20 protein-coding genes and 1 pseudogene are annotated in these 20016 nt (G+C 64.2%); 16 read left to right on the top strand and 5 right to left on the bottom strand.

What is annotated here, in order from left to right; all coding sequences use genetic code 11:
* From AX702_RS22530 to AX702_RS10395, 3 genes and pseudogenes are all read left to right on the top strand, one after another.
* Positions 1–508, top strand: a pseudogene (locus AX702_RS22530) (hypothetical protein); the annotation flags it as partial.
* Between the two features lie 42 nt (positions 509–550).
* Positions 551–925 carry a fluoride efflux transporter CrcB gene (gene crcB, locus AX702_RS10400; protein WP_066779133.1) on the top strand — a complete coding sequence of 125 codons (375 nt, stop codon included), beginning with the start codon at positions 551–553 and terminating at the stop codon, positions 923–925.
* Complete coding sequence (locus AX702_RS10395; RefSeq protein ID WP_066779131.1) at positions 922–2010, top strand: RluA family pseudouridine synthase; 1089 nt, start codon at positions 922–924, stop codon at positions 2008–2010. The genes crcB and AX702_RS10395 overlap by 4 nt, the downstream gene beginning before the upstream one ends.
* Positions 2011–2291: 281 nt before the next feature.
* Here the strand turns inward: AX702_RS10395 and AX702_RS22870 are convergent, their stop codons facing one another.
* The gene (locus tag AX702_RS22870) at positions 2292–2660 is read right to left on the bottom strand and encodes a hypothetical protein (RefSeq protein WP_231731811.1); all 369 of its coding nucleotides are present in this window, start codon (positions 2658–2660) and stop codon (positions 2292–2294) included.
* Positions 2661–2682: 22 nt separating this feature from the next.
* Between AX702_RS22870 and AX702_RS10385 the strand changes: the two genes are divergently transcribed.
* Together AX702_RS10385 and AX702_RS10380 are read left to right on the top strand one after the other, a co-directional pair.
* Complete coding sequence (locus AX702_RS10385) at positions 2683–2895, top strand: hypothetical protein (protein WP_066779126.1); 213 nt, start codon at positions 2683–2685, stop codon at positions 2893–2895.
* Positions 2892–3575: an ATP12 family chaperone protein gene (locus AX702_RS10380; RefSeq protein WP_066779123.1), complete on the top strand. Its 684-nt coding sequence runs from the start codon at positions 2892–2894 to the stop codon at positions 3573–3575. Before AX702_RS10385 ends, AX702_RS10380 begins: the two co-directional genes overlap by 4 nt.
* A 3-nt stretch (positions 3576–3578) precedes the next feature.
* On the opposite strand, the gene gmk is transcribed toward AX702_RS10380, so the two are convergent.
* From gmk to AX702_RS10360, 4 genes are all read right to left on the bottom strand, one after another.
* Entirely contained in the window at positions 3579–4253 is a 675-nt protein-coding gene (gene gmk / locus AX702_RS10375; protein WP_066779120.1) for a guanylate kinase, read from the bottom strand.
* Positions 4254–4395: 142 nt separating this feature from the next.
* Positions 4396–4611, bottom strand: coding sequence for a hypothetical protein (locus AX702_RS10370; protein WP_066779117.1), 216 nt, complete (start codon positions 4609–4611; stop codon positions 4396–4398).
* Between the two features lie 46 nt (positions 4612–4657).
* Entirely contained in the window at positions 4658–6046 is a 1389-nt protein-coding gene (gene fumC / locus AX702_RS10365; protein WP_066779114.1) for a class II fumarate hydratase, read from the bottom strand.
* An 88-nt stretch (positions 6047–6134) separates the two neighbouring features.
* On the bottom strand, positions 6135–6617 hold the full coding sequence (locus tag AX702_RS10360) for an SspB family protein (protein WP_066779111.1): 483 nt from the start codon (positions 6615–6617) through the stop codon (positions 6135–6137).
* 72 nt (positions 6618–6689) lie between these two features.
* On the opposite strand from AX702_RS10360, the gene hisB reads away from it, so the two are divergent.
* The 11 genes from hisB (at position 6690) to AX702_RS10305 (ending at position 19990) form a co-directional block, all read left to right on the top strand.
* Positions 6690–7277 (top strand): imidazoleglycerol-phosphate dehydratase HisB, encoded by a 588-nt coding sequence (gene hisB, locus AX702_RS10355; protein ID WP_066779109.1) that lies wholly within the window; start codon positions 6690–6692, stop codon positions 7275–7277.
* Positions 7278–7320: 43 nt separating this feature from the next.
* On the top strand, positions 7321–7926 hold the full coding sequence (gene hisH, locus AX702_RS10350) for an imidazole glycerol phosphate synthase subunit HisH (RefSeq protein WP_066779102.1): 606 nt from the start codon (positions 7321–7323) through the stop codon (positions 7924–7926).
* Positions 7923–8657 carry a 1-(5-phosphoribosyl)-5-[(5-phosphoribosylamino)methylideneamino]imidazole-4-carboxamide isomerase gene (hisA, locus tag AX702_RS10345; RefSeq protein ID WP_197420561.1) on the top strand — a complete coding sequence of 245 codons (735 nt, stop codon included), beginning with the start codon at positions 7923–7925 and terminating at the stop codon, positions 8655–8657. The genes hisH and hisA overlap by 4 nt, the downstream gene beginning before the upstream one ends.
* 76 nt (positions 8658–8733) lie before the next feature.
* A complete protein-coding gene (gene hisF / locus AX702_RS10340) occupies positions 8734–9495 on the top strand; it encodes an imidazole glycerol phosphate synthase subunit HisF (protein WP_066779155.1) in 762 nt (253 codons plus the stop codon).
* A gap of 250 nt (positions 9496–9745) precedes the next feature.
* Entirely contained in the window at positions 9746–10081 is a 336-nt protein-coding gene (locus AX702_RS10335) for a phosphoribosyl-ATP diphosphatase (RefSeq protein ID WP_066779097.1), read from the top strand.
* Positions 10082–10091: 10 nt separating this feature from the next.
* Positions 10092–10484, top strand: a complete 393-nt coding sequence (locus AX702_RS10330) for a histidine triad nucleotide-binding protein (RefSeq protein WP_066779095.1) — start codon at positions 10092–10094, stop codon at positions 10482–10484.
* A gap of 125 nt (positions 10485–10609) precedes the next feature.
* Entirely contained in the window at positions 10610–12187 is a 1578-nt protein-coding gene (locus tag AX702_RS10325) for an amino acid permease (RefSeq protein WP_066779153.1), read from the top strand.
* A gap of 115 nt (positions 12188–12302) precedes the next feature.
* A complete protein-coding gene (ligA, locus tag AX702_RS10320) occupies positions 12303–14429 on the top strand; it encodes an NAD-dependent DNA ligase LigA (RefSeq protein WP_066779093.1) in 2127 nt (708 codons plus the stop codon).
* A gap of 175 nt (positions 14430–14604) precedes the next feature.
* Positions 14605–17880, top strand: a complete 3276-nt coding sequence (locus AX702_RS10315) for a TonB-dependent receptor (RefSeq protein WP_066779090.1) — start codon at positions 14605–14607, stop codon at positions 17878–17880.
* 143 nt (positions 17881–18023) lie between these two features.
* Positions 18024–19100, top strand: coding sequence for a sensor histidine kinase (locus AX702_RS10310; RefSeq protein WP_443026293.1), 1077 nt, complete (start codon positions 18024–18026; stop codon positions 19098–19100).
* Between the two features lie 89 nt (positions 19101–19189).
* The gene (locus AX702_RS10305; RefSeq protein WP_066779150.1) at positions 19190–19990 is read left to right on the top strand and encodes a LytR/AlgR family response regulator transcription factor; all 801 of its coding nucleotides are present in this window, start codon (positions 19190–19192) and stop codon (positions 19988–19990) included.
* Positions 19991–20016 lie beyond the last annotated feature (26 nt).

Below are 20016 nucleotides of genomic sequence, written 5' to 3'. Positions count from 1 at the left end.
GCCCGAGTCTTTGGCACTGCCGCCCGAGACCATCGCGGACGCTGCGCACAAGCCGGTCGCAGGCGCGCTTCGCACCGCACCGGCACCATCCGCGAATTGTCCGCAATGTGCCTCCGCCCGGCGTGCGCTCACCCTGGGCGCGCTCGCCGCCAGTCAGGGCGGGTCGGCCGACTGTGTCCGCAATGTGCGCTATTCCACCAGCTGGGCGAACCGCCTGCCCGATGCCGTGCCGCTCTATCCCGACGCGCGCGTGATCGAAGCGGCGGGTGCCGACGGGAACGGCTGCGCGCTGCGCGTGGTCAGCTTCGCCAGCGCCGCCCCCATGCAGCGCCTGCTCGACTGGTATTACACGCGGACGACCGATGCGGGCTATCGCGGAGGTCACGGCCAGGACGCTGGCGAGCATGTTCTTGCCGGTACGCGTGAGGCCGCCGCCTTTATGGTGCGGCTGCGCCCGCGCGCCGATGGCGGCACGAATGTCGATCTGATGGTGGACGCGCCGCGCTGACTGCCCTTCCGCCCTGACCTTCATGGGTCTAGGGGCGGTGGGATGAATGCATTGGTTCTGGTGATGGCTGGTGGCGCGCTTGGCGCTGGCCTGCGCCATCTCGTTGGTCGCGCGGCATTGTCCGCGCTGGGGGCCGCTTGGCCCTGGGGTACGCTTTTCGTCAACGTCAGCGGCGGATTGGCCATGGGGCTCCTCGCCGCTACCCTGTCGCGGATGGTGAGCGGGGAGCCGTGGCGGCTGTTCCTGGGTGTCGGTGTGCTTGGCGGCTTCACCACATTTTCGGCTTTCTCGCTTGATGCCGTGATGATGATGGAGCGCGGCGCCTGGGCGCAGATGCTGGCTTATGTCGTCGCATCGGTGCTCGGTTCGATTGCCGCACTGGCGCTTGGTTTTGGTCTGGCGAGGTCGGCAGCATGAGCGAATCGGTTCGCCAGTTCACCGTTGGCTCGGACGACGATGGCATCCGCGTTGACCGTTGGTGCAAGCGGCACCTGCCGGACACCAGCTTCACAACCGTTGCGAAATGGGCCCGCACGGGTCAGCTGCGGCTGGACGGTGCGCGCGTCGGCCCAGGCGACCGGGTCGCTGCCGGTCAGGTGCTTCGCCTGCCTCCACCCGAACCGGTTCGTGTCGATCCCAAGCCAAAGCGGGAGCGTCCGCCGCTCAGTGAGGACGAGGCGGCGTTCGCGCGTGAAATGGTGATCCACAAGGACCAGGCTGCGCTTGTTCTGAACAAGCCGCCAGGTCTGGCCACGCAGGGCGGCACGAAGACCACGGCGCATGTCGACGGCTTGCTGGACGCTCTGCAGTTCGAGGCAGAGGGGCGCCCGAAGCTGGTGCATCGTCTGGACAAGGACACGTCTGGCGCGCTGCTGGTTGCCCGTTCCGCTCGCGCGGCGGCGTTCTTCTCCAAGGCGTTTTCCAGCCGCTCGGCGAAGAAGGTTTATTGGGCACTCGTCGTCGGTGTTCCGTCGATCGATGATGGCACCGTCGATCTTCCGATCGCCAAGCAGCCGGGCACCGGCGGCGAGAAAATGCATGTCGATGAGGAAAACGGTCAGCCCTCGCGCAGCCGCTACCGCGTGATCGAGCGCGCCGGCAATCGTGCCTGCTGGGTCGAACTCCAGCCGTTCACCGGTCGCACTCACCAGTTGCGCGTCCACATGGCGGCGATCGGCCATCCGATCGTCGGCGATGGCAAATATGGCGGACCGGCCGCGTTCCTGACCGGCGGGATAAGCCGCAAGATGCACCTCCACGCGAGGCGGATCCGGGTGGATCATCCCGATGGCGGTGCCATCGACGTCACCGCTCCGCTGCCAACGCACTTCGCCGAAAGCCTCAAGGGGCTCGGGTTCGAGGAAATGGCCGGTGAAATGATGCCGATGGACACAAGGCCAGAGCCGACCCGAGAGGATCGCAAGGCCAGGGCGCGCGCCCATGCCAAGCAGGTCCGCAAGGCACGGCGCGGCGAACGGCGCGGCCGCGGGTCCGCGCAGTGACCCGCGACACCCCGATCAAAGACCCTGGCTGATGCTCGAATGGCGGGCCTGCCGCCGCAGGTCCGCAGCTGACTAAGATGCGAATCGGCTGCCGTTGAGCGGCCGCAGCCTGCTCAGGAACGAGCTCATCGTGCCGGGCCCGTCCCGGCATCCACCCGGCCGCAAACCGCGATCCACCGGCCCACGTGACGATCGCGTGGCGTGGGGGATCGCAGACCCACCGCCGCGCGCAGCGTTATCGCGGCGATCGGCTCACCTTCAGAAGAGGCGCGCCCTGCTTATCAGATCGCGAGTGCAATCAGGGGAAAGCCGGCCGACAGCCCAAGGGCATGGGCGAAGAGCAGCAACGAAGCGCCCGTGGTTACACCCACCAGTACATAGCCGACATAGGTCACGATCGGCGGGTTAGGCCGCTGCAACTTGGCGTTGCGCGACGCACCCGAGAAGATGAAGCTTACCAGCAAACCATAAACAAACACTGCCGCGCCGACCATCGCCGTACCATTCCTGATAGTGACATGTGAGGCTCGCCCCCCCGGGCCCGCTCTCGCTATTATCGGCAATAAACCATAAAGTGCATCTGTAACCAAGAGGTTGACGGCCAGCTGGGCTCGCGCCGCTGTCATCTGGTCGTGGCTGGCGCGCGTCATTCGCTTGCGTCATAGGCGGAGCATGGCAACTGACCCCGCCCGATCGCGCTGGCTTGTGCTGGTGCTCGTTCGCCTGGCCACCGCTGCCGCCGCGATCCTCGGCATCGTCCTGCTCGCGCGGGCGGTAGATACTCCGACGAAGATACTCGGCGGGGCGATCGTCCTGGTCGCCTTGTGGAGCATGGCCGTCCTTCCTCGATCGCTCGCGCGCCGCTGGCGGAGCCCACAACCGTGAAGCGTTTCTGGACCGAGGTTGCCGTCGATGAAGATGGCGGTATCCGGCTCGATGGCCGACCCGTGCGAACGCCCGGCCGCGCCGCCCTCGCGCTGCCCACCCCTGCCCTTGCAGCAGCCGTCGCCGCGGAATGGCGCGCGGTTGGAGAGACGATCGATCCCCGCGTCATGCCGCTCACCGGGCTTGCCAATGCCGCGATCGACCGTGTGGCGCCCGATCCCGCAGCCTTCGCCGCGGGACTGGCCGCCTATGCGGAAAGCGATCTTCTCTATTACCGCGCCGAGTCGCCGCCAGAACTCGTCGCGCGCGAGGAAGCGGCATGGGATCCGCTGCTCGCCTGGGCGCGCGATCGATACGACGTCCACTTCGAAACGATCAGCGGTGTGATGCACCGTCCGCAGCCGACCGCCACCGTTGCGCGTCTCGCGGAAGCGGTCGCCAGTCGTCCGCCGTTCGCCTTGGTGGCGCTCCAGCCGCTGGTCACGATCGCAGGCACGCTGGTCGGCGCGCTCGCGCTGGCGGAACGGGCCATAAGCGCGGATGACCTTTGGTCGGCCGCCATCATCGACGAGGCGTGGCAGGCCGAATTATGGGGCGAGGATGCCGAGGCCGAGAAGGCACGTGCGGTCCGCAGGCGCGATTTCGACTCGGCGGTGCGGTTCCTCGGCCTTCTTGGTTGAGGCTCAGGCCGGATCAGTCGCCGGATCGTTCTTCAGCAGGCTGCGGATGAAGCCGATAATGCCTGTCTGCCGCGATCGCTTCAGCCGCTCCGCCGCCAGGATCATGCGGACGCACTCGAAACAATGTTCGAGGTCATCGTTGACCAGGACATAGTCATAGCCGTCCCAGTGGCTCACCTCATTGGCGGCCCGCGCCATGCGCGCGTCGATCACGTTCTGGCTGTCCGTCGCGCGCTTCTGTAACCGATCGCGCAAGGTTGCCATGGAAGGCGGCAGGATGAACACCCGAACCACGTCGCCCCCGGCCAGCTGGTGCAATTGCTGCGCGCCTTGCCAGTCGATGTCGAACAGGATGTCGTGCCCCTCGCTCAGGGTATGGAACACATCGGCCTTGGGGGTCCCGTATCGGTTGTCGAACACGTGCGCCCATTCCAGGAACTCGTGGTTCGACACCATCGCGCGAAATTTCTCGAGCGAGACGAAGTTATAATCCTTGCCGTCCACTTCCCCCGGCCGGATCGGCCGCGTCGTATAGGATACCGACATGGTCAGCTCAGGCTCTGCGGCCAGCAACTTCCGAGCGATGGTGGATTTGCCGGCACCCGACGGCGAAGACAAAACGAACAGCACGCCGCGACGGCGCATGCCGTGCGGGTCGGTTGGAGAGGAAGCGGCCATGCGCGCTACTGCCGCGGCACGGGCGGAAGCGTCAAGGGCAAGCCCGCGTGTGGCCGAAATACTCCAATCTGTGCCAGAGCCAGGCCGATCCGCTCGGGTCGTACACCGGGATCGGCCGCGCCATCGCTACGACATACCTCGCTTATCGGCTAGTGCGCGCCCCCATGCCCTTGCTCGCGCGCCGGCGATCATACATTTTCTTCGCCACGTAACCGCCACCAAGCAGCAGTCCCAGCGGTCCGGTTCGCGTCACGGCGCGCGCCGCCAGCATGCCGATCGCCGCGCCCTTCAGGCCGCCGCGCCCATCCCGCTGGTCGATCTCCTTGCCAACAAGCGCGCCGATGATGGTGCGAAGCATATTCGTCCTTTCCGATACTTACCGTGATCAACCCGGGGCATGCCACTCAGGTTCCCAGCATCGCCTCGGGTCTGACAACCCGGTCGAACGTCGCTTCATCGACCAGGCCCAGCGCCATCCCGGCCTGCCGCAACGTGAGCCCCTCGGCATGGGCGTGCTTGGCGATTTTGGCGGCATTGTCATAGCCGATCTCGGGCGCGAGCGCCGTCACCAGCATCAGCGAACGGTCGAGCAGATCGGCGATCCGCCCCTCGTCCGCCTCCAGGCCTTCGACGCATCGCTCGGCAAAACTCTCCATGCCGATCGCCAGCAAGTCCATCGACCGCAACACAGCTGCGCCAATCAAGGGCTTGAAAACATTCAGTTCCAAGTGGCCCTGCATGCCACCGACCGTGATCGCCGCATGGTTCCCGATCACTTGTGCAGCGACCATCGTCAGCATCTCGACCTGGGTCGGATTGACCTTGCCGGGCATGATCGAGCTGCCCGGCTCGTTCGCCGGAAGGATGAGCTCGCCAATGCCGCAGCGCGGCCCCGAACCGAGCAGCCGGATATCGTTCGCGATCTTCGTCAGCGCCACGGCAAGGGTGTTCAACCGCCCGGAAAGATCAACCAGCGTGTCATTGCTGGCCAGCGCCTCAAACTTGTTACCCGCGGTCTGAAACGGAAAGCCGGTCAGATCCGCCAACTCCGCAGCAACATCCTCCGCAAAGCCTGGCGGCGCGTTGAGGCCCGTTCCGACGGCCGTTCCCCCCTGCGCAAGGCGCGAAAGCCCTTCTTCGATCAGCGGCTGCAGTCGCCCTCGCGCGAGTTCGAGCTGAGTCGCATAACCGGAGAACTCGTCGCCCAGCGTCAGCGGTGTCGCATCTTGCATGTGGGTGCGACCGATCTTCACGATCCCCTGCCACTTGTCCGCCTTTGCAGCCAATGCGCGCTGAAGATGCTCCAGCGCCGGCATCAGCCTGCGGCTGGCGGCCAGCGCGGCCGCGACATGAAGCGCCGTCGGAAAGGAGTCGTTGGAGGATTGGCCACGATTGACGTCATCGTTCGGGTGAACGGGCGTTTTACCTCCGCGCTCGCCCGTCAGCATCTCGTTGGCGCGTCCGGCAATCACCTCATTCACGTTCATATTGCTCTGGGTGCCGCTGCCGGTTTGCCAGATCACGAGCGGAAAATGATCGTCCAGACTGCCTGACACCACCTCGGCGGCCGCGGCCTCGATGGCGTCGGCCTTCTCCGCCTCCAGCCCGTGCTTGCGGTTCACGCGAGATGCCGCCTGCTTCACCAGCGCGAGCGCGTGAACGATTGCCATCGGCATTCGCTCGGATGGCGGAAAGGGAAAGTTCTCGATCGAGCGCTGGGTCTGTGCGCCCCAATACGCATCGGCCGGCACCGCTATGGCGCCGATCGAGTCGGTTTCAGTCCGGTTGTTCATGGCTCATCCCCGCGGAAGACGGAAAAGAGAAGCAATGAACCCGTGCTTCGGTTGCATGCAGGCCCGGCATCGCGTGGCGGGCCGCTGCTTACTTCTTGCGCTTGAAATCCACGCTGACGACGTTCGAACCATCCTCGCTGGAGGACGGCGGCCCGTCATTCTCTGCCGGATCGTGCGGTTCGGGGCCGTCACCCGGACCTTCCTGCGCCTGGAACCGCAGCTCGAAGTTCACTGCGGGATCGTGGAAGCCAGTGATCGCGGAATATGGGATCACCAGCTTCGAAGGCACCTGGTTGAAACTGAGGCCAACGGAAAACCGCTCGCTGTCGACCATCAGATCCCAGAAGCGGTTCTGGAGAACGATCGTCATCTCGTCCGGGAAACGCTCGATCAATCGCTGCGGAATATCTACCCCGGCGGCCTGGGTCTTGAACGTAATGTAGAAATGATGCTCGCCCGGCAAACCGCCGCCGGTGGCCACGGAGCCAAGCACGCGCGCCACCACGGCGCGCAGTGCCTCCTGTACGATTTCGTCATACGGAATCAGGCTGTCTGGTGCTTGGTCGTCCATTCTCGCCATGGGTAACGGTCGCAAACGGCTGGTCAAGATTGCATGACGCACAGGCCCCGCTATGTGCGCTCAATGCGCACCGCCACAATCCGCCGCGACACCAGCGAAACCAAGATTGCGGTCACCGTCAATCTCGACGGCACCGGCACCTACCGCATCTCGACCGGGGTTGGCTTTTTCGATCATATGCTCGAGCAACTGTCGCGCCATTCCCTGATCGATCTCGACGTGGAAACCCGGGGCGATCTGCACATCGATCAGCATCATACGGTGGAGGACACCGGCATTGCCATCGGCGAGGCGCTCGCCCGCGCGCTTGGCGATAAGCGCGGCATTCGGCGCTACGGCGATGCGCTTTCTCCGATGGACGAAACGCTTACGCGAGTCGCGCTCGATATCTCCGGCCGCCCATGGCTCGTGTGGAATACGGATTTCAGCCAGAAGCGGCTCGGCGAGATGGATACGGAGCTGTTCAAACACTGGTTTCACAGCTTCGCGCAGGCGGCCGGCATCACGCTGCACGTCGAGACCCTGCACGGCGAAAACAACCACCACATCGCCGAAAGCGCGTTCAAGGGGCTTGCCCGGGCGCTGCGCCAGGCGATCGAGATCGATCCGCGCAAGGCCGATTCCATCCCCTCTACCAAGGGGGTCTTGTGAGCGTCCGCCCCACTGATCGCCCGGTCGCCCGATCACGGGTGCGCTGATGCTTGCGCTGGTGGATATTCAGTCCGGCAACCTGCACTCGGTCGAAAATGCTCTGCGCGCGGCCGGCGCGGCCGATGTTTCGGTGACGGCCGATCCCGAGCGCATCAGTCGCGCCGACCGCATCGTCCTGCCGGGCGTCGGTGCCTTTGGCGCGTGCGCCGCCAATCTGCGCGCGGTGGATGGACTTGAGGCCGCCTTGCGCCAGCGAGTTCTGAATGAGGGCGCTCCATTTCTCGGCATTTGCGTCGGGATGCAGCTTCTGGCCGAACATGGCGAGGAACTGGGTCATCACCGTGGCCTCGGATGGTTTGCCGGCAGCGTCAGCCGGCTTGATCCAGCGGGCACCGACGCGAAGGTGCCTCACATGGGCTGGAACGATGTTCGCCCGCGTGGCGAGCATCCGTTGATCCCGGCCGGTGAAGCCTACTTCCTCCACAGCTATGCCTATGCTGGCGAGGGCGTGATCGCGGATACGTCGCATGCCGGGGCAGTGACGGCGGCGATCGGCCGCGACAACATTGTTGGCGTGCAATTTCACCCCGAGAAAAGTCAGCGCTATGGCCTCGATCTTCTCGCTCGTTTTCTGAAGTGGCGTCCATGAGCCTGATCGTATTTCCCGCAATTGACCTGAAGGGCGGCCAGGTGGTTCGTCTCGCCGAAGGAGATATGGATCGCGCCACCGTCTACGGCGACGATCCTGCCGCGCAGGCGATGCTGTTCGCGGAGGCTGGCGCCGGGCACCTTCACGTCGTTGATCTCGACGGTGCCTTTGCCGGGGAAAGCCGCAATGGCGAAGCGGTTCGCGCGATCGTCGAGCGATTTCCTGGGCGGGTGCAACTGGGTGGCGGCATCCGAACGCCTGAGAGCGTCAAGGCGTGGTTCGATGCAGGCGTATCGCGAGTGGTGATCGGCACCGCCGCGCTCGAGAACCCGCAGTTTGTGCGGGACATGGCTTCCGCTCATCCAGGCGGGATCGTGGTTGCGGTGGACGCCCGTGACGGCATGGTCGCTACCAAGGGCTGGGCCGAGGTTTCTACCACCACCGCGGCCGATCTCGCTCGCCGTTTCGAAGACGCTGGCGTCGCCGCGCTCCTGTTCACCGACGTAGGGCGCGACGGCCTGCTCAAAGGGTGCAACGTCGAAGCCACGGTGGAGCTCGCGCGTGCCGTCGCGATTCCGGTGATTGCGAGCGGCGGGGTAAAGGCGATCGACGATATCGAGATTCTGGCGCGTCACGCCGTGGACGGGATCGAAGGGGTGATCACCGGCCGGGCTTTATATGACGGCCGACTGGATCTTTCCGCAGCCCTCCAGCTCGCGGCTGCGGCATGAAGGCAACGTGGCGTGCAGCAATATCGGCACACAAGCCCCGTCTGATGCGCTGCGACTGCAATGTCGGGCAGAACCGATGACGGTTCGGGCCAGGGTCATCCCCTGCCTGGACGTCGCGAATGGTCGCGTCGTGAAGGGCGTGAACTTCGTCGACCTGATCGATGCCGGCGATCCGGTGGAGCAAGCCCGCGCCTATGACGCGGCCGGGGCGGATGAGCTGTGTTTCTTGGACATCACGGCCAGCCATGAGGGCCGGGATACGATCTTGGACGTCGTGCGCCGCACGGCGGCGGTTTGCTTCATGCCGCTAACAGTTGGCGGCGGGGTCAGGAGCGCTGATGATGCGCGCGCCCTTCTCCTCGCGGGGGCCGATAAGGTGGCGGTGAACTCCGCCGCGGTGACCCGCCCGGAGGTCGTTGCCGACATCGCGGAACGCTTCGGCAGCCAATGCTGCGTGGCAAGCGTCGACGCGCGGCGGACGGGCAGCGGCTGGGAGGTGTTCACCCACGGCGGGCGCCGCGCCACCGGCATCGACGCGGTCGAACATGCCTTGCGCCTGGCCGATCTCGGTGCCGGAGAGATCCTTCTCACCTCCATGGATCGTGACGGAACACGCGACGGCTATGATCTCGAGCTTGTCCGGGCGGTGGCTGACCGCACGAGCGTGCCGGTGGTTGCTTCCGGCGGCGTGGGCAGCTTGAATGATCTGGTTCGCGGCATAACGGAAGGTCATGCATCCGCCGTTCTCGCGGCCTCGATCTTTCATTTCGGGGAAGCGACTATCGCCGAGGCACACGATGCGCTGGCGCAAGCCGGCGTGCCGGTGCGCTCGCATTAATCGGCGCATGGCCCCGTCGGCTCCGGCTGCGATGGGAGCCGATCGACAGTGCTGACACTCGCAAGTTCGGCAACAAACCAGGCCGCTGCAACGAACGTCGCCACCGTGTCCACGCCCCGCACCGGCCCCGAGCCGTCCGACGTCGCCTTGTTCCTTGTCGCCGCCCTCATCGTTTGGCTGGCACGGCGCAGCCTGCGCAATCGCGGTCGGAAAGGTTGACCTGAGCGCGCCTGCGCGGCACCTCGCGCGAATGGCCGACGACATTCTCGAGCGTCTTGAAGCGACGATCCGTACCCGCAAGGACAGCCCGGCGGTGCGTTCCTACACCGCCAGCCTGTTCTTCCAGGGACGGCACAAGATTGCACAGAAGGTCGGCGAAGAGGCCGTTGAAACGGTGATCGCGGCCTGTTCCGGCGACGATCAGGATATCGTGCCGGAGGCGGCTGACCTGATCTTCCACCTTCTGATCCTGCTCGCCGACGCGAACCTCAGCCTCGATGATGTCCGGCGCGAGCTTGCGCGGCGCGAAGGTCAGTCGGGTCATGACGAGAAGGCCGGACGCCCCCTTTCCTTCCGCCCGGAATAAGGCAGAGCATATGCCCGTCGATGCAACCACGCCCTACGACGATCAGAACATCTTCGCTCGGATCCTGCGCGACGAGATCCCGTCGAAGAAGGTTTATGAGGATGAATTCGCCCTAGCGTTTCATGACATCGCGCCTTGGTCACCCACGCATATCCTCGTCATCCCGAAGGGCCCTTACGTCAGCTGGGATGATTTCTCAGCGAAGGCCAGCGATGCCGAGATTGCTGGGTTCGTCCGCGCCGTCGGTCATGTCGCACGGGAAATGGGCTTGGTGGAACCAGGATATCGGCTGCTCGCCAATGCCGGTCCGCACAGCCACCAGGAAGTGCCGCATCTCCACGTCCACATCCTTGCCGGGCGCCCGTTGGGGCCGATGCTGATCGAGAACGACAGTCGAAAGTGACATCGCGGACACGATCTGGCGCGGCGATGCGGTGAGGGATTGCGCCTGACCGATCTCCCGCTACTTTCACGCGATTCAATAATGGGCGGTCGGCAAGGCCGCGCCTCGTGGGGGAAAAGGGCCGCATGATCTTTGGCCGAGTAAAACCGCTCGACGCCATCTTGGCGACTGCCGAGAAGAAATCGCTTCATCGAACCTTGGGCTGGTTCCAGCTCACGTTGTTCGGCATCGGCTGCGTCATCGGCACGGGAATCTTCGTGCTGACCTCGGCGGGCGCACAAAAGGCCGGCCCCGGCCTTATGCTGGCTTTTGCGATCGCGGGGGCGATCTGCATCGTGGCCGCGCTGTGCTACGCTGAAATCGCCGCCATGATACCGGTCGCCGGCTCCGCTTATACCTACAGCTACGCCACCATGGGCGAAGTGATCGGGTGGACCGTCGGGTGGGCGTTGATCCTTGAATATGCCGTGGCGGCCAGCGCAGTCTCGGTCGGCTGGTCCGGATATTTCACCGGAACGATCCTCAACGAGTTCCTTGGCATATATCTGCCGCCATGGCTGTCCGGCGCCCCGCTTGCACTTGGCGGCGTCGAAGGCGGCTTCATCAATCTCCCTGCCGTTGTCATCTCGCTGCTGATCACGTGGCTGCTGATGGTGGGCACCACCGAAAGCGCGCGGGTCAATGCGATCCTCGTCGCGATCAAGGTCACCGCTCTGACGGCGTTCATCGTCCTGACCTTGCCGTCTGACGCCTTCAGCACCGATCGGTTCAATCCCTTCCTGCCCGCCGGCGTGTTCGGTGGCTTTGGCACCGGCGTTGGCGCGGTCGGCGCGGCCGCGACGATCTTCTTCGCCTATGTCGGCTTTGACGCGGTTTCCACTGCCGCAGAGGAGACCAAGAACCCGCAGCGAAACGTACCGATCGGCCTTGTCGGATCGCTGCTGTTCTGCACCGTATTCTACATTCTGGTCGCCGCGGGTGCGATTGGCACCGTCGGTGGTCAGCCGATCATGGGACCGAACGGCGTGCCGTTCCCGGCCGGTTCTGAGGAACTTGCCCGGCAGTGCGCGACCTATGCCGCGAACGAATTGCCGCTGGTGTGTTCAAACGAAGCCCTCGCCCATGTCCTTCGACAGATCGGCTGGTCGGGCGTCGGCAACATGCTGGGGATCGCTGCGTTCCTCGCGTTGCCGTCGGTCATCCTGATCCTGATGTTCGGCCAGACCCGCATCTTCTTCGTGATGAGCCGTGACGGTCTTCTGCCGGAAGCGCTGTCTGCGGTGCACCCGAAGTGGAAGACGCCGTATATCGTTACCGCAATCACCGGCGCAGCCGTGGCATTCGCAGCCGCGTTCCTGCCGGTGGGCAAGCTGGCGGACATCGCGAACGCAGGCACGCTGTACGCATTCATGATGGTCGCTTTCGCGGTGATGATCCTGCGCCGGACCGAAGCGAACCGCCAGCGCAGCTTCCGCACTCCTGTGCTGTGGCTGGTCGGCCCGCTGACGATCGTTGGCTGCGTCTTCCTGTTCTTCAACCTGCCGTTGGATGCGATGCTCGTGCTCCCGATCTGGGGCGCTGTCGGCCTCGTCATCTATTATGGCTATAGCTACCGCGCTTCGCACCTCGGCCGGGGCCTGGTCGAGGTGCACGAGGGCGAGTCGGTTCACACCATCGACCCGTCGGTGCCCGGTACACACTGACCTTCAAGGGTTGGCGCAACAAACGAGGGCCGGGGCATCGCTCCGGCCTTTTGCGTTGGCTCGGCGACGGGTGCGCCGGCTTGGCGGCGCGCCTCCCCTCGCCTAACCAACGACCATGACCGCGATCCCGAACACCGAAGAAGCCGCTGCCGCCGAGCTGGAACATCTGGCTGCCGAGATCGGACGTCACAATCGGCTGTACCATGGCGATGATGCGCCCGAGATCTCGGATGCCGACTATGACGCGCTGGTACGGCGCAACAATGCGATCGAGGCGGCCTACCCGAACTTGGTCCGCAAGGATTCGCCATCGCAACAGGTTGGCGCGGCGCCGGCCGGGCATCTCGCCAAGGTTGCGCACGCGCGCCCGATGACAAGCCTCGACAATGCCTTCTCGGACGAAGACGTCGAGGAGTTCGTCGCCCGTGTTCGTCGCTTCCTCCGCCTTTCAGACGCCGCTGACGTTGCGCTCACCGCCGAGCCGAAGATCGATGGCCTGTCCTGCTCGCTCCGCTACGAGAACCGCCGCCTCGTTCAGGCGCTGACCCGCGGGGACGGCACGACCGGCGAAGACGTGACCGCCAACGTACGCACCATCGCCGACATCCCCGCCGATCTCCCGAACGGTGTGCCGGAGATCTTCGAGGTTCGCGGCGAAGTTTACATGGCCAAGGCGGATTTTGCCGGGCTCAACCAGCGCTTGGCGGACGAGGCCGCTGCCGCCGGCAAGGAACCGCGGCAATTCGCCAATCCGCGCAACGCGGCAGCTGGCTCGTTGCGGCAGAAGGATGCGGCGATCACCGCCAGCCGGCCGCTCCGCTTTCTGGCGCACGGATGGGGCGAGGTCAGTTCGCTCCCCGGGGAAACGCAGTATGAGGTCGTCACCGCTTTGCGGCAGTGGGGTTTTCCGGTGGCGGACGACTTCGTCCGCGTTTCCAGCGCCTTGGAGGCACTCTCGCAATATCGCCAGATCGAGGCGCAACGTGCGGATCTCCCGTTCGACATCGACGGTGTGGTGTACAAGGTTGATCGGCTGGACTTGCAGGAGCGGCTGGGTTTTGTCGCGCGGGCACCGCGTTGGGCCATCGCCCATAAGTTTCCTGCAGAACGGGCGCAGACCACCCTAAATGATATTGACGTACAGGTCGGCCGCACGGGCAAGCTCACTCCCGTCGCGAAGCTGGAGCCAGTCACCGTCGGCGGTGTGGTGGTGCGAAATGCGACCCTCCACAATGCGGACGAGATCGCACGGCTCGGCGTGCGGCCAGGCGACCGCGTCGTTCTGCAGCGTGCGGGGGACGTGATCCCGCAGATCGTTGAGAATTTGACGAGAGACGCGGAGCGGCCGGAATGGCACTTTCCCACCCATTGCCCCGAATGCGGATCAGAGGCGGTGCGCGAACCCGGCGAGGTTGACTGGCGCTGCTCGGGCGGGCTCGTCTGCCCCGCTCAGGCGATCGAGCGGCTGCGGCATTTCGCCTCGCGTCACGCGCTCGACATCGAGGGCCTGGGCATCACGAATATCGAGAACTTCTATGCCGATGGGCTGATCGCGCGGCCGGCCGACATCTTTCGCATTACGGAAGAACAGCTCCTCACCCGCGAACGCTGGGCCGAGATCTCGGCCCGCAATCTGGTGGCGGCGATCGACGCCAAGCGTCAGCCGCCGCTCGACCGGTTCCTCTTTGCACTTGGCATCCGCCACATTGGCGAAGTCACGGCGCGCGATCTCGCTCGGCGTTGGCAAAGCTGGCCTGCCTTTCGCAATATGGTGCAGACGGGGATCGATGCTCGTGACGCCATGCTTCAGGCGATCGGAGAGAGCGACGACAAGCATCTGTCCCGTACCGCCAAGGAGCTCGCTACCGTTGTCGACACCAAGCAGGTCGGGCCTGAAGTCGCGCTCGCGCTGATCGACTTCTTCGCCGAGGAGCGCAACGACGCTGCCATCGCCGATCTGCTGACGGAGGTGACACCCGCAGACGTGGTGCACGAAACCCGTGCGTCCGAGGTCTCGGGCAAGACCGTCGTCTTCACCGGAACACTGGAAACGATGAGCCGCGACGAGGCCAAGGCTCAGGCGGAAGCGCTCGGCGCGAAAGTCTCGGGATCCGTGTCGGGCAAGACCGATCTGGTGGTCGCAGGCCCCGGTGCTGGATCGAAGGCGAAGAAGGCCGCGGATCTTGGGGTAAAGGTGATCGATGAAGCAGGCTGGCAAGCCATTGTCGCGGCGGCCAGCTGAGAAAACGCACCTGTCGCCTTTTTGCAACGCAGCATGATCGAATCCGGTTCCGTGCCGAATCCCACTTCGCATGTAACCGAAGAGAAATATTAGGGGCGCAACGGCGCGCCAGAAGGTTCGCCGAACGGTTCAGGACCGGACGTAACACAGCGGCGTTCGCTCAAGGGGAAAGTAGATGCGACATAACCTGTTTTTGGGCGTGGCTGCGGTCGCGCTCATCGCGCCGGCTGGCGCGATGGCACAGGAAACCACCTCCTCCATTCGTGGTGCGGTGACGAATAATGGTGCGCCGGTTGCCGGTGCCTCGATCGCCGTGATCGATACCGGCACGAACAGCCGTTCCACCGCCACGACGAACGCCAACGGCGCGTTCAACGTCGCCAACCTTCGCCCCGGCGGCCCCTACACCGTCGAAGTGACCAGCGCTGAGAGCAGCAAGACCGTCACCGACGTCTACACCGTTGTTGGCCAGCCCTATGACGTGACCGTCGAACTCGCCGCGGCCGAGGGCCAGGAGGGCGGCGATATCGTCGTCACCGCATCGGCTCTGTCGCGTGCCGGCGTCACTTCGGACGGTCCTCAGACGGTTCTGACCCAGCGCGAGATCGGTCGTGTCGCCTCGATCAACCGCGACATTCGCGACCTCGCGCGCCGCGATCCGTTCGCCCGCTTCGAGGAAACCGCCAGCGGCGGCCGCTCGATCTCGTTCGCCGGCATCAACCCGCGCTACAATCGCTTCTCGATCGACGGCGTGGTCGTATCCGACAACTTCGGCCTGAACCCGGACGCGAACCCCACCCGCCGTGGCCCGGTGCCGCTCGACTCGGTCGGCCAGTTCAGCACCTCGGTCGCGCCTTATGACGTGCGCCAGGGCAACTTCCTCGGCGGCGCGATCGACGCGATCCTGACGACCGGCACGAACGAGTTCCACGGCAACGCCTTCTACAGCCAGAACACCGATGGTCTGACCGGCGAGCGGATCGGCCGCAACATCGACACCAACCTCGATTTCAAGAGCGAGACCTATGGTGCGACGCTGTCGGGCCCGATCATCAAGGACAAGCTGTTCTTCATGGTCTCGGCCGAGAAGAACACCGAGGGCAACCCGCTCTCGCCGACCCCGAGCCAGGTTCCCGGCCTGACCCAGGGCCTCATCGATACCGTCGTCGGCACCGCCGATTCGGTCTACGGCTTCGACGCCGGTGGCACGCTGCTGACCTCGACCGAGAAGGACGAGAAGATCGTCGGCAAGATCACCTGGAACATCAATGACGATCATCGCCTGTCGCTGAGCTACATCAACGCCTACGACGAAGCGAACTTCCTGCAGAACAGCGGCACCAGCTCGTCGAATCCGCAGTATGGCCTGTCGTCGAACGCCTACAAGGCGACCGAGCTGCTGCGTGCGGGCATCGCGCAGCTGAACTCGCAGTGGACCGAAGTCTTCTCGACCGAAGCTCGCTTCCTCTACAAGAGCTACGAGCGCGGCGCGCTTTCGCTCAACGGCAACCAGTTCGCTCAGTTCGGCGTCTGCACCGACGCTACGTCGCGCGGCACGCTGAACCAGTGCACGGCACCGTCAGGCGGCGGCGCTACCCAGCCGACCCTGTTCTTCGGTCCGGACAGCTCGCGTCAGTCGAACGAGTTCTACACCGACACCTATTCGGGCTCGGTTCTCGCGCGCCTGAACATGAACGGGCATGACTTGAAGGTTTTCGGTCAGTATGACGAAATCCGCGTCTTCAACCTGTTCCTGCAGAACACCACCGGCAACTATTACTTCGACTCGCTGGCCGACTTCCAGGCCCGCCGTGCGAATTCGGTGACGTTCCAGCGTCCGGCTTCGGGCAACGTCAACGATGCGGCTGCTGACTTCAAATATCGTCAGTATGCCTTTGGTATCCAGGACGACTGGCAGATCACCGATCGCCTGAACGTTTCGCTCGGCATGCGCTACGACCTGTTCGACAGTGCGAACGACATTCCGTTCAACCAGGGCTTCCAGGACCGCTACGGCTTCCCGAACACCAAGAACTTTAAGGGCCTTGGCCTGTTCCAGCCGCGCATCGGCGTGAACTGGGAACCGATCGACGACGTGAAGCTGCGCGGTGGCTTCGGCATCTTCGGCGGCGGTACGCCGGACGTGTACCTGTCCAACAGCTACTCGAATGCCGGTGCGGGTCGCGGCGGGGTTGGCATCAACTCGGTCAACATCCAGCGCGTGCCGGTAACGGCGGCGAACCCGACCGGGTTCACCGTGAACGGCGCCGTCCTCGACGCGGCGACTGGTGCCGCGATCCTCAACAATGTGTCGGGCAGCAGCATCCCGGCCGAGCTTCAGGCGCAGATCCCGAATACGGGCGCCAACCCGACGGCGAACATCAACGCGCTGGATCGCGACTTCAACATTCCGTCGGTGTACAAGGCGACCCTGTCGGCCGACTGGACTCCGCGCGACTTCCTGGGCGGTGGCTGGCGTTTCGGTGCGGACTATTACTTCAGCCGCACCAAGGACTCGCTCCAGTTCGTCGATTATCGCTCGGTCCAGATCGGCGTTCTGCCGGATGGTCGTCCGCGCTTCGGCCCGCTGGTCGGCACGAACACCAACACCGATATCGTCCTGCGTAACGGTGATCGTGGCCGCAGCCACGTCGGTGTGGTCCGCGTCGACAAGACGTTCGACTTCGGCCTGATGCTGAACTTCGCCTACTCGCTGCAGGACGTGAAGGACGAGACCCCGGCGACGTCGTCGACCGCGGGCTCGAACTACGCGAACGGCGCGTTCCTTGGCGATCGCGCAGCCTATGGCACGTCGAATGATCAGGTGGCCTGGTCGTTCAAGTATGGCGTCGGTTTCGATCGCGCCCTCTTCGGCGACGCCCGCACCATTGTTCAGCTGTTCGGCGAAACCCAGGCCGGCCGTCCGTACAGCTACACGATGGAAGACGCCGGCAGCACGACGCGCAGCTCGGTCTTCGGCCTGACCGGTCGTGACGACCGCTTCCTGTTCTACGTGCCGACGTCGGGCAGCGATGCGCTCGTGACCTACGACACCCCCGAGACGCAGGCGCAGGTCGAGCAGATCATCGAAGGGTCGGTGCTAAAGAACTACCGCGGCAAGATCGCACCGCGCAACGTGGCTCGCTCGCGCGCCTACACCCGCATCGATCTCCACCTGGAGCAGGAGGTTCCGACCTTCCTCGGAAATTCGAAGCTGTCGGTGTTCGCCGACATCCAGAACGTGCCGAACCTGCTCAACAAGAACTGGGGCGGTTTCCGCCAGGCGGTCTTCCCGTACCTGGAGGACGTGGTTCGCGTCTCTTGCGTGCCGTCGGCAACCAACCCGTGCGCGCAGTACCTCTACACGCAGGCACGCCCTGCCAACGACAGCGTCGCGGAAATTCGTCCGTCGCTGTATTTCATCCGCCTGGGTGCGCGCTTCAAGTTCTGATCCGCGCCTAGTCACCTACGTTTCGGGGCCGCCGCTTCCTTTCAGGGAGCGGCGGCCCTTCCTTTTTGCGCGGCGGTGAACAGCCGTGTACAGGAGCCGGGATGGCGACCACCCTTCCCGCGCCCGCTTCTACGTCGACCCCGATCCGGCCAAGCAACTTGGCCGTGAGACCCTTTTTCGAGGACAAGGCTCGCGCGTTCTGGGTTCTTCAGGCAGCCGGCTGGACCGGCTATCTCGTTCTCAGAACCGTTTCATCGATCTCGAACGGCTTCACCATCCAGGGCGTGATCAGCACGATCGTCGAAACAATCGTCGGCTATTGCATCACGTTGCTGCTGTCGGTGCTCTACGGCTTCTACCGGGGGCTTCCACGGATTACCGCGATCATCCTGACCGTGCTGACGCTCGGCGCGGCGACGTTCATCTATGCCTTGCTGGACACATTCTCGTTCAGCTTCATCAAGCTTTCCGCGCCAGGCGTTGACGTGAAGCTGCTGATCGGCGCGCTCTTCCTGAACTTCACCGTGCTTGCCGGCTGGTCGGCGCTCTATTTCGGGATCAACTTCTATCTGATTGTCGAGGAGCAGATCGATCAGCTCCAGCACCTCGAAACACAGGCCTCGTCCGCGCAGCTGGCGATGCTCCGCTATCAGCTGAACCCGCACTTTCTGTTCAACACGCTGAATTCGATCTCGACGCTCGTGCTGCTAAAACAAACGGAGCGGGCGAACGCGATGCTCAGCCGCCTGTCGAGCTTCCTTCGCTATACGCTGGTCAATGAACCCACCGCGCACGTCACGTTGGCGCAGGAGGTTGAAACGCTGAAGCTGTATCTCGAAATCGAGAAGATGCGTTTCGAGGATCGACTGCGTCCCAAGTTCGAGATCGATCCGGCCGCCGAACGGGCGCGCCTCCCCTCCCTGCTGCTGCAGCCGTTGGTCGAGAATGCAATCAAATATGCGGTCACGCCGAAGGAGGAAGGTGCGGAAATCTGCGTCACCGCGCGGCTCAACGGCGATCGAGTACGGATCGGCGTATCGGATACCGGGCCGGGCTTGCAGCCAACAAAGAACAAGCCGAGCCTTTCCACCGGCGTCGGCATCGCCAACATCAGGGAGCGACTACAGCAATCCTTTGGAGCGGATCACCGGTTTGAGCTGCGCGCCATGCCCACAGGCGGGTTCGGCGTCGAGCTCGAGATACCGTTCCAGGTAGAATAACGGGGTGCAAACGGGGGTAGTGAAGTTTGATGACCGTCAGTCCGGAACAGCACGGGCCGGCGGCATTCGCATCGGAGATCGACCAGACCATGACCATCCGCACCATTCTCGTCGACGACGAGCCGCTCGCAATCCAGGGGCTTGAGCTCCGGTTGCAGGCGCACGACGACGTCGAGATCATCGCCAAGTGCCAGAACGGCCGCGAAGCGATCAGCGCGATCAAGACCCACAAGCCAGACCTGGTCTTCCTCGACATCCAAATGCCCGGTTTCGACGGGTTCTCGGTGGTTCAGGGATTGATGGAGGTGGAGCCGCCGCTCTTCGTCTTCGTCACCGCTTATTCGGATCACGCCTTGCGCGCCTTTGAAGCACAGGCGGTGGATTATCTCATGAAGCCCGTCGAAGAAGCGCGGCTGGGGGATACGCTGGACCGCGTGCGCCAGCGCTTGGCCGAGAAGTCGAGCGTGAACGAGGCGGAAAAGCTGAAGGAAGCGCTGGCCGAACATGCACCCGAGGCCGCGGCCGAGATCGTCGACGGCGGGGATGGCCCGACGGCGAACCGCTTCGAGAAGCTGATCAACGTCAAGGATCGCGGGCAGATCTTCCGCGTCGATGTCGACACGATCGAGATCGTCGAGGCCGCGGGCGATTACATGTGCATCAAGACGGCGGATAACACGCTGATCCTGCGTGAGACGATGAAGGATCTGGAAAAGCGGCTCGATCCGCGCCGGTTTCAGCGCGTCCATCGGTCAACCATCGTCAACCTTGATCAGGTTCGACAGGTAAAGCCGCACACCAACGGCGAATGCTTCCTGGTGCTGGACTCCGGCGCTCAGGTGAAAGTCAGCCGCAGCTATCGCGACGTGGTGGCACGCTTCGTCCACTGACACGGCCGTTCGACAGCCGTACGCCG

Source organism: Sphingomonas sp. CCH5-D11 (genome assembly GCF_001557395.1).
In the GTDB taxonomy this organism is placed as follows: Bacteria; Pseudomonadota; Alphaproteobacteria; order Sphingomonadales; family Sphingomonadaceae; genus Sphingomonas.
This window is presented reverse-complemented; position numbering and strand designations above follow the sequence as displayed.

Bases quoted from the DNA above. Each gene is read 5' to 3' on its own strand.
- AX702_RS10370 (WP_066779117.1), bottom strand. From the start codon at position 4,611: ATGCTTCGCACCATCATCGGCGCGCTTGTTGGCAAGGAGATCGACCAG.
- hisA (WP_197420561.1), top strand. From the start codon at position 7,923: ATGAGCCTGATCGTATTTCCCGCAATTGACCTGAAGGGCGGCCAGGTG.
- hisB (WP_066779109.1), top strand. From the start codon at position 6,690: ATGCGCACCGCCACAATCCGCCGCGACACCAGCGAAACCAAGATTGCG.
- hisF (WP_066779155.1), top strand. From the start codon at position 8,734: ATGACGGTTCGGGCCAGGGTCATCCCCTGCCTGGACGTCGCGAATGGT.
- AX702_RS10335 (WP_066779097.1), top strand. From the start codon at position 9,746: ATGGCCGACGACATTCTCGAGCGTCTTGAAGCGACGATCCGTACCCGC.
- AX702_RS22870 (WP_231731811.1), bottom strand. From the start codon at position 2,660: ATGACGCGCGCCAGCCACGACCAGATGACAGCGGCGCGAGCCCAGCTG.
- AX702_RS10385 (WP_066779126.1), top strand. From the start codon at position 2,683: ATGGCAACTGACCCCGCCCGATCGCGCTGGCTTGTGCTGGTGCTCGTT.
- AX702_RS10395 (WP_066779131.1), top strand. From the start codon at position 922: ATGAGCGAATCGGTTCGCCAGTTCACCGTTGGCTCGGACGACGATGGC.
- AX702_RS10305 (WP_066779150.1), top strand. From the start codon at position 19,190: ATGACCATCCGCACCATTCTCGTCGACGACGAGCCGCTCGCAATCCAG.
- ligA (WP_066779093.1), top strand. From the start codon at position 12,303: ATGACCGCGATCCCGAACACCGAAGAAGCCGCTGCCGCCGAGCTGGAA.
- gmk (WP_066779120.1), bottom strand. From the start codon at position 4,253: ATGGCCGCTTCCTCTCCAACCGACCCGCACGGCATGCGCCGTCGCGGC.
- AX702_RS10360 (WP_066779111.1), bottom strand. From the start codon at position 6,617: ATGGACGACCAAGCACCAGACAGCCTGATTCCGTATGACGAAATCGTA.
- fumC (WP_066779114.1), bottom strand. From the start codon at position 6,046: ATGAACAACCGGACTGAAACCGACTCGATCGGCGCCATAGCGGTGCCG.
- crcB (WP_066779133.1), top strand. From the start codon at position 551: ATGAATGCATTGGTTCTGGTGATGGCTGGTGGCGCGCTTGGCGCTGGC.
- AX702_RS10315 (WP_066779090.1), top strand. From the start codon at position 14,605: ATGCGACATAACCTGTTTTTGGGCGTGGCTGCGGTCGCGCTCATCGCG.
- AX702_RS10325 (WP_066779153.1), top strand. From the start codon at position 10,610: ATGATCTTTGGCCGAGTAAAACCGCTCGACGCCATCTTGGCGACTGCC.
- AX702_RS10330 (WP_066779095.1), top strand. From the start codon at position 10,092: ATGCCCGTCGATGCAACCACGCCCTACGACGATCAGAACATCTTCGCT.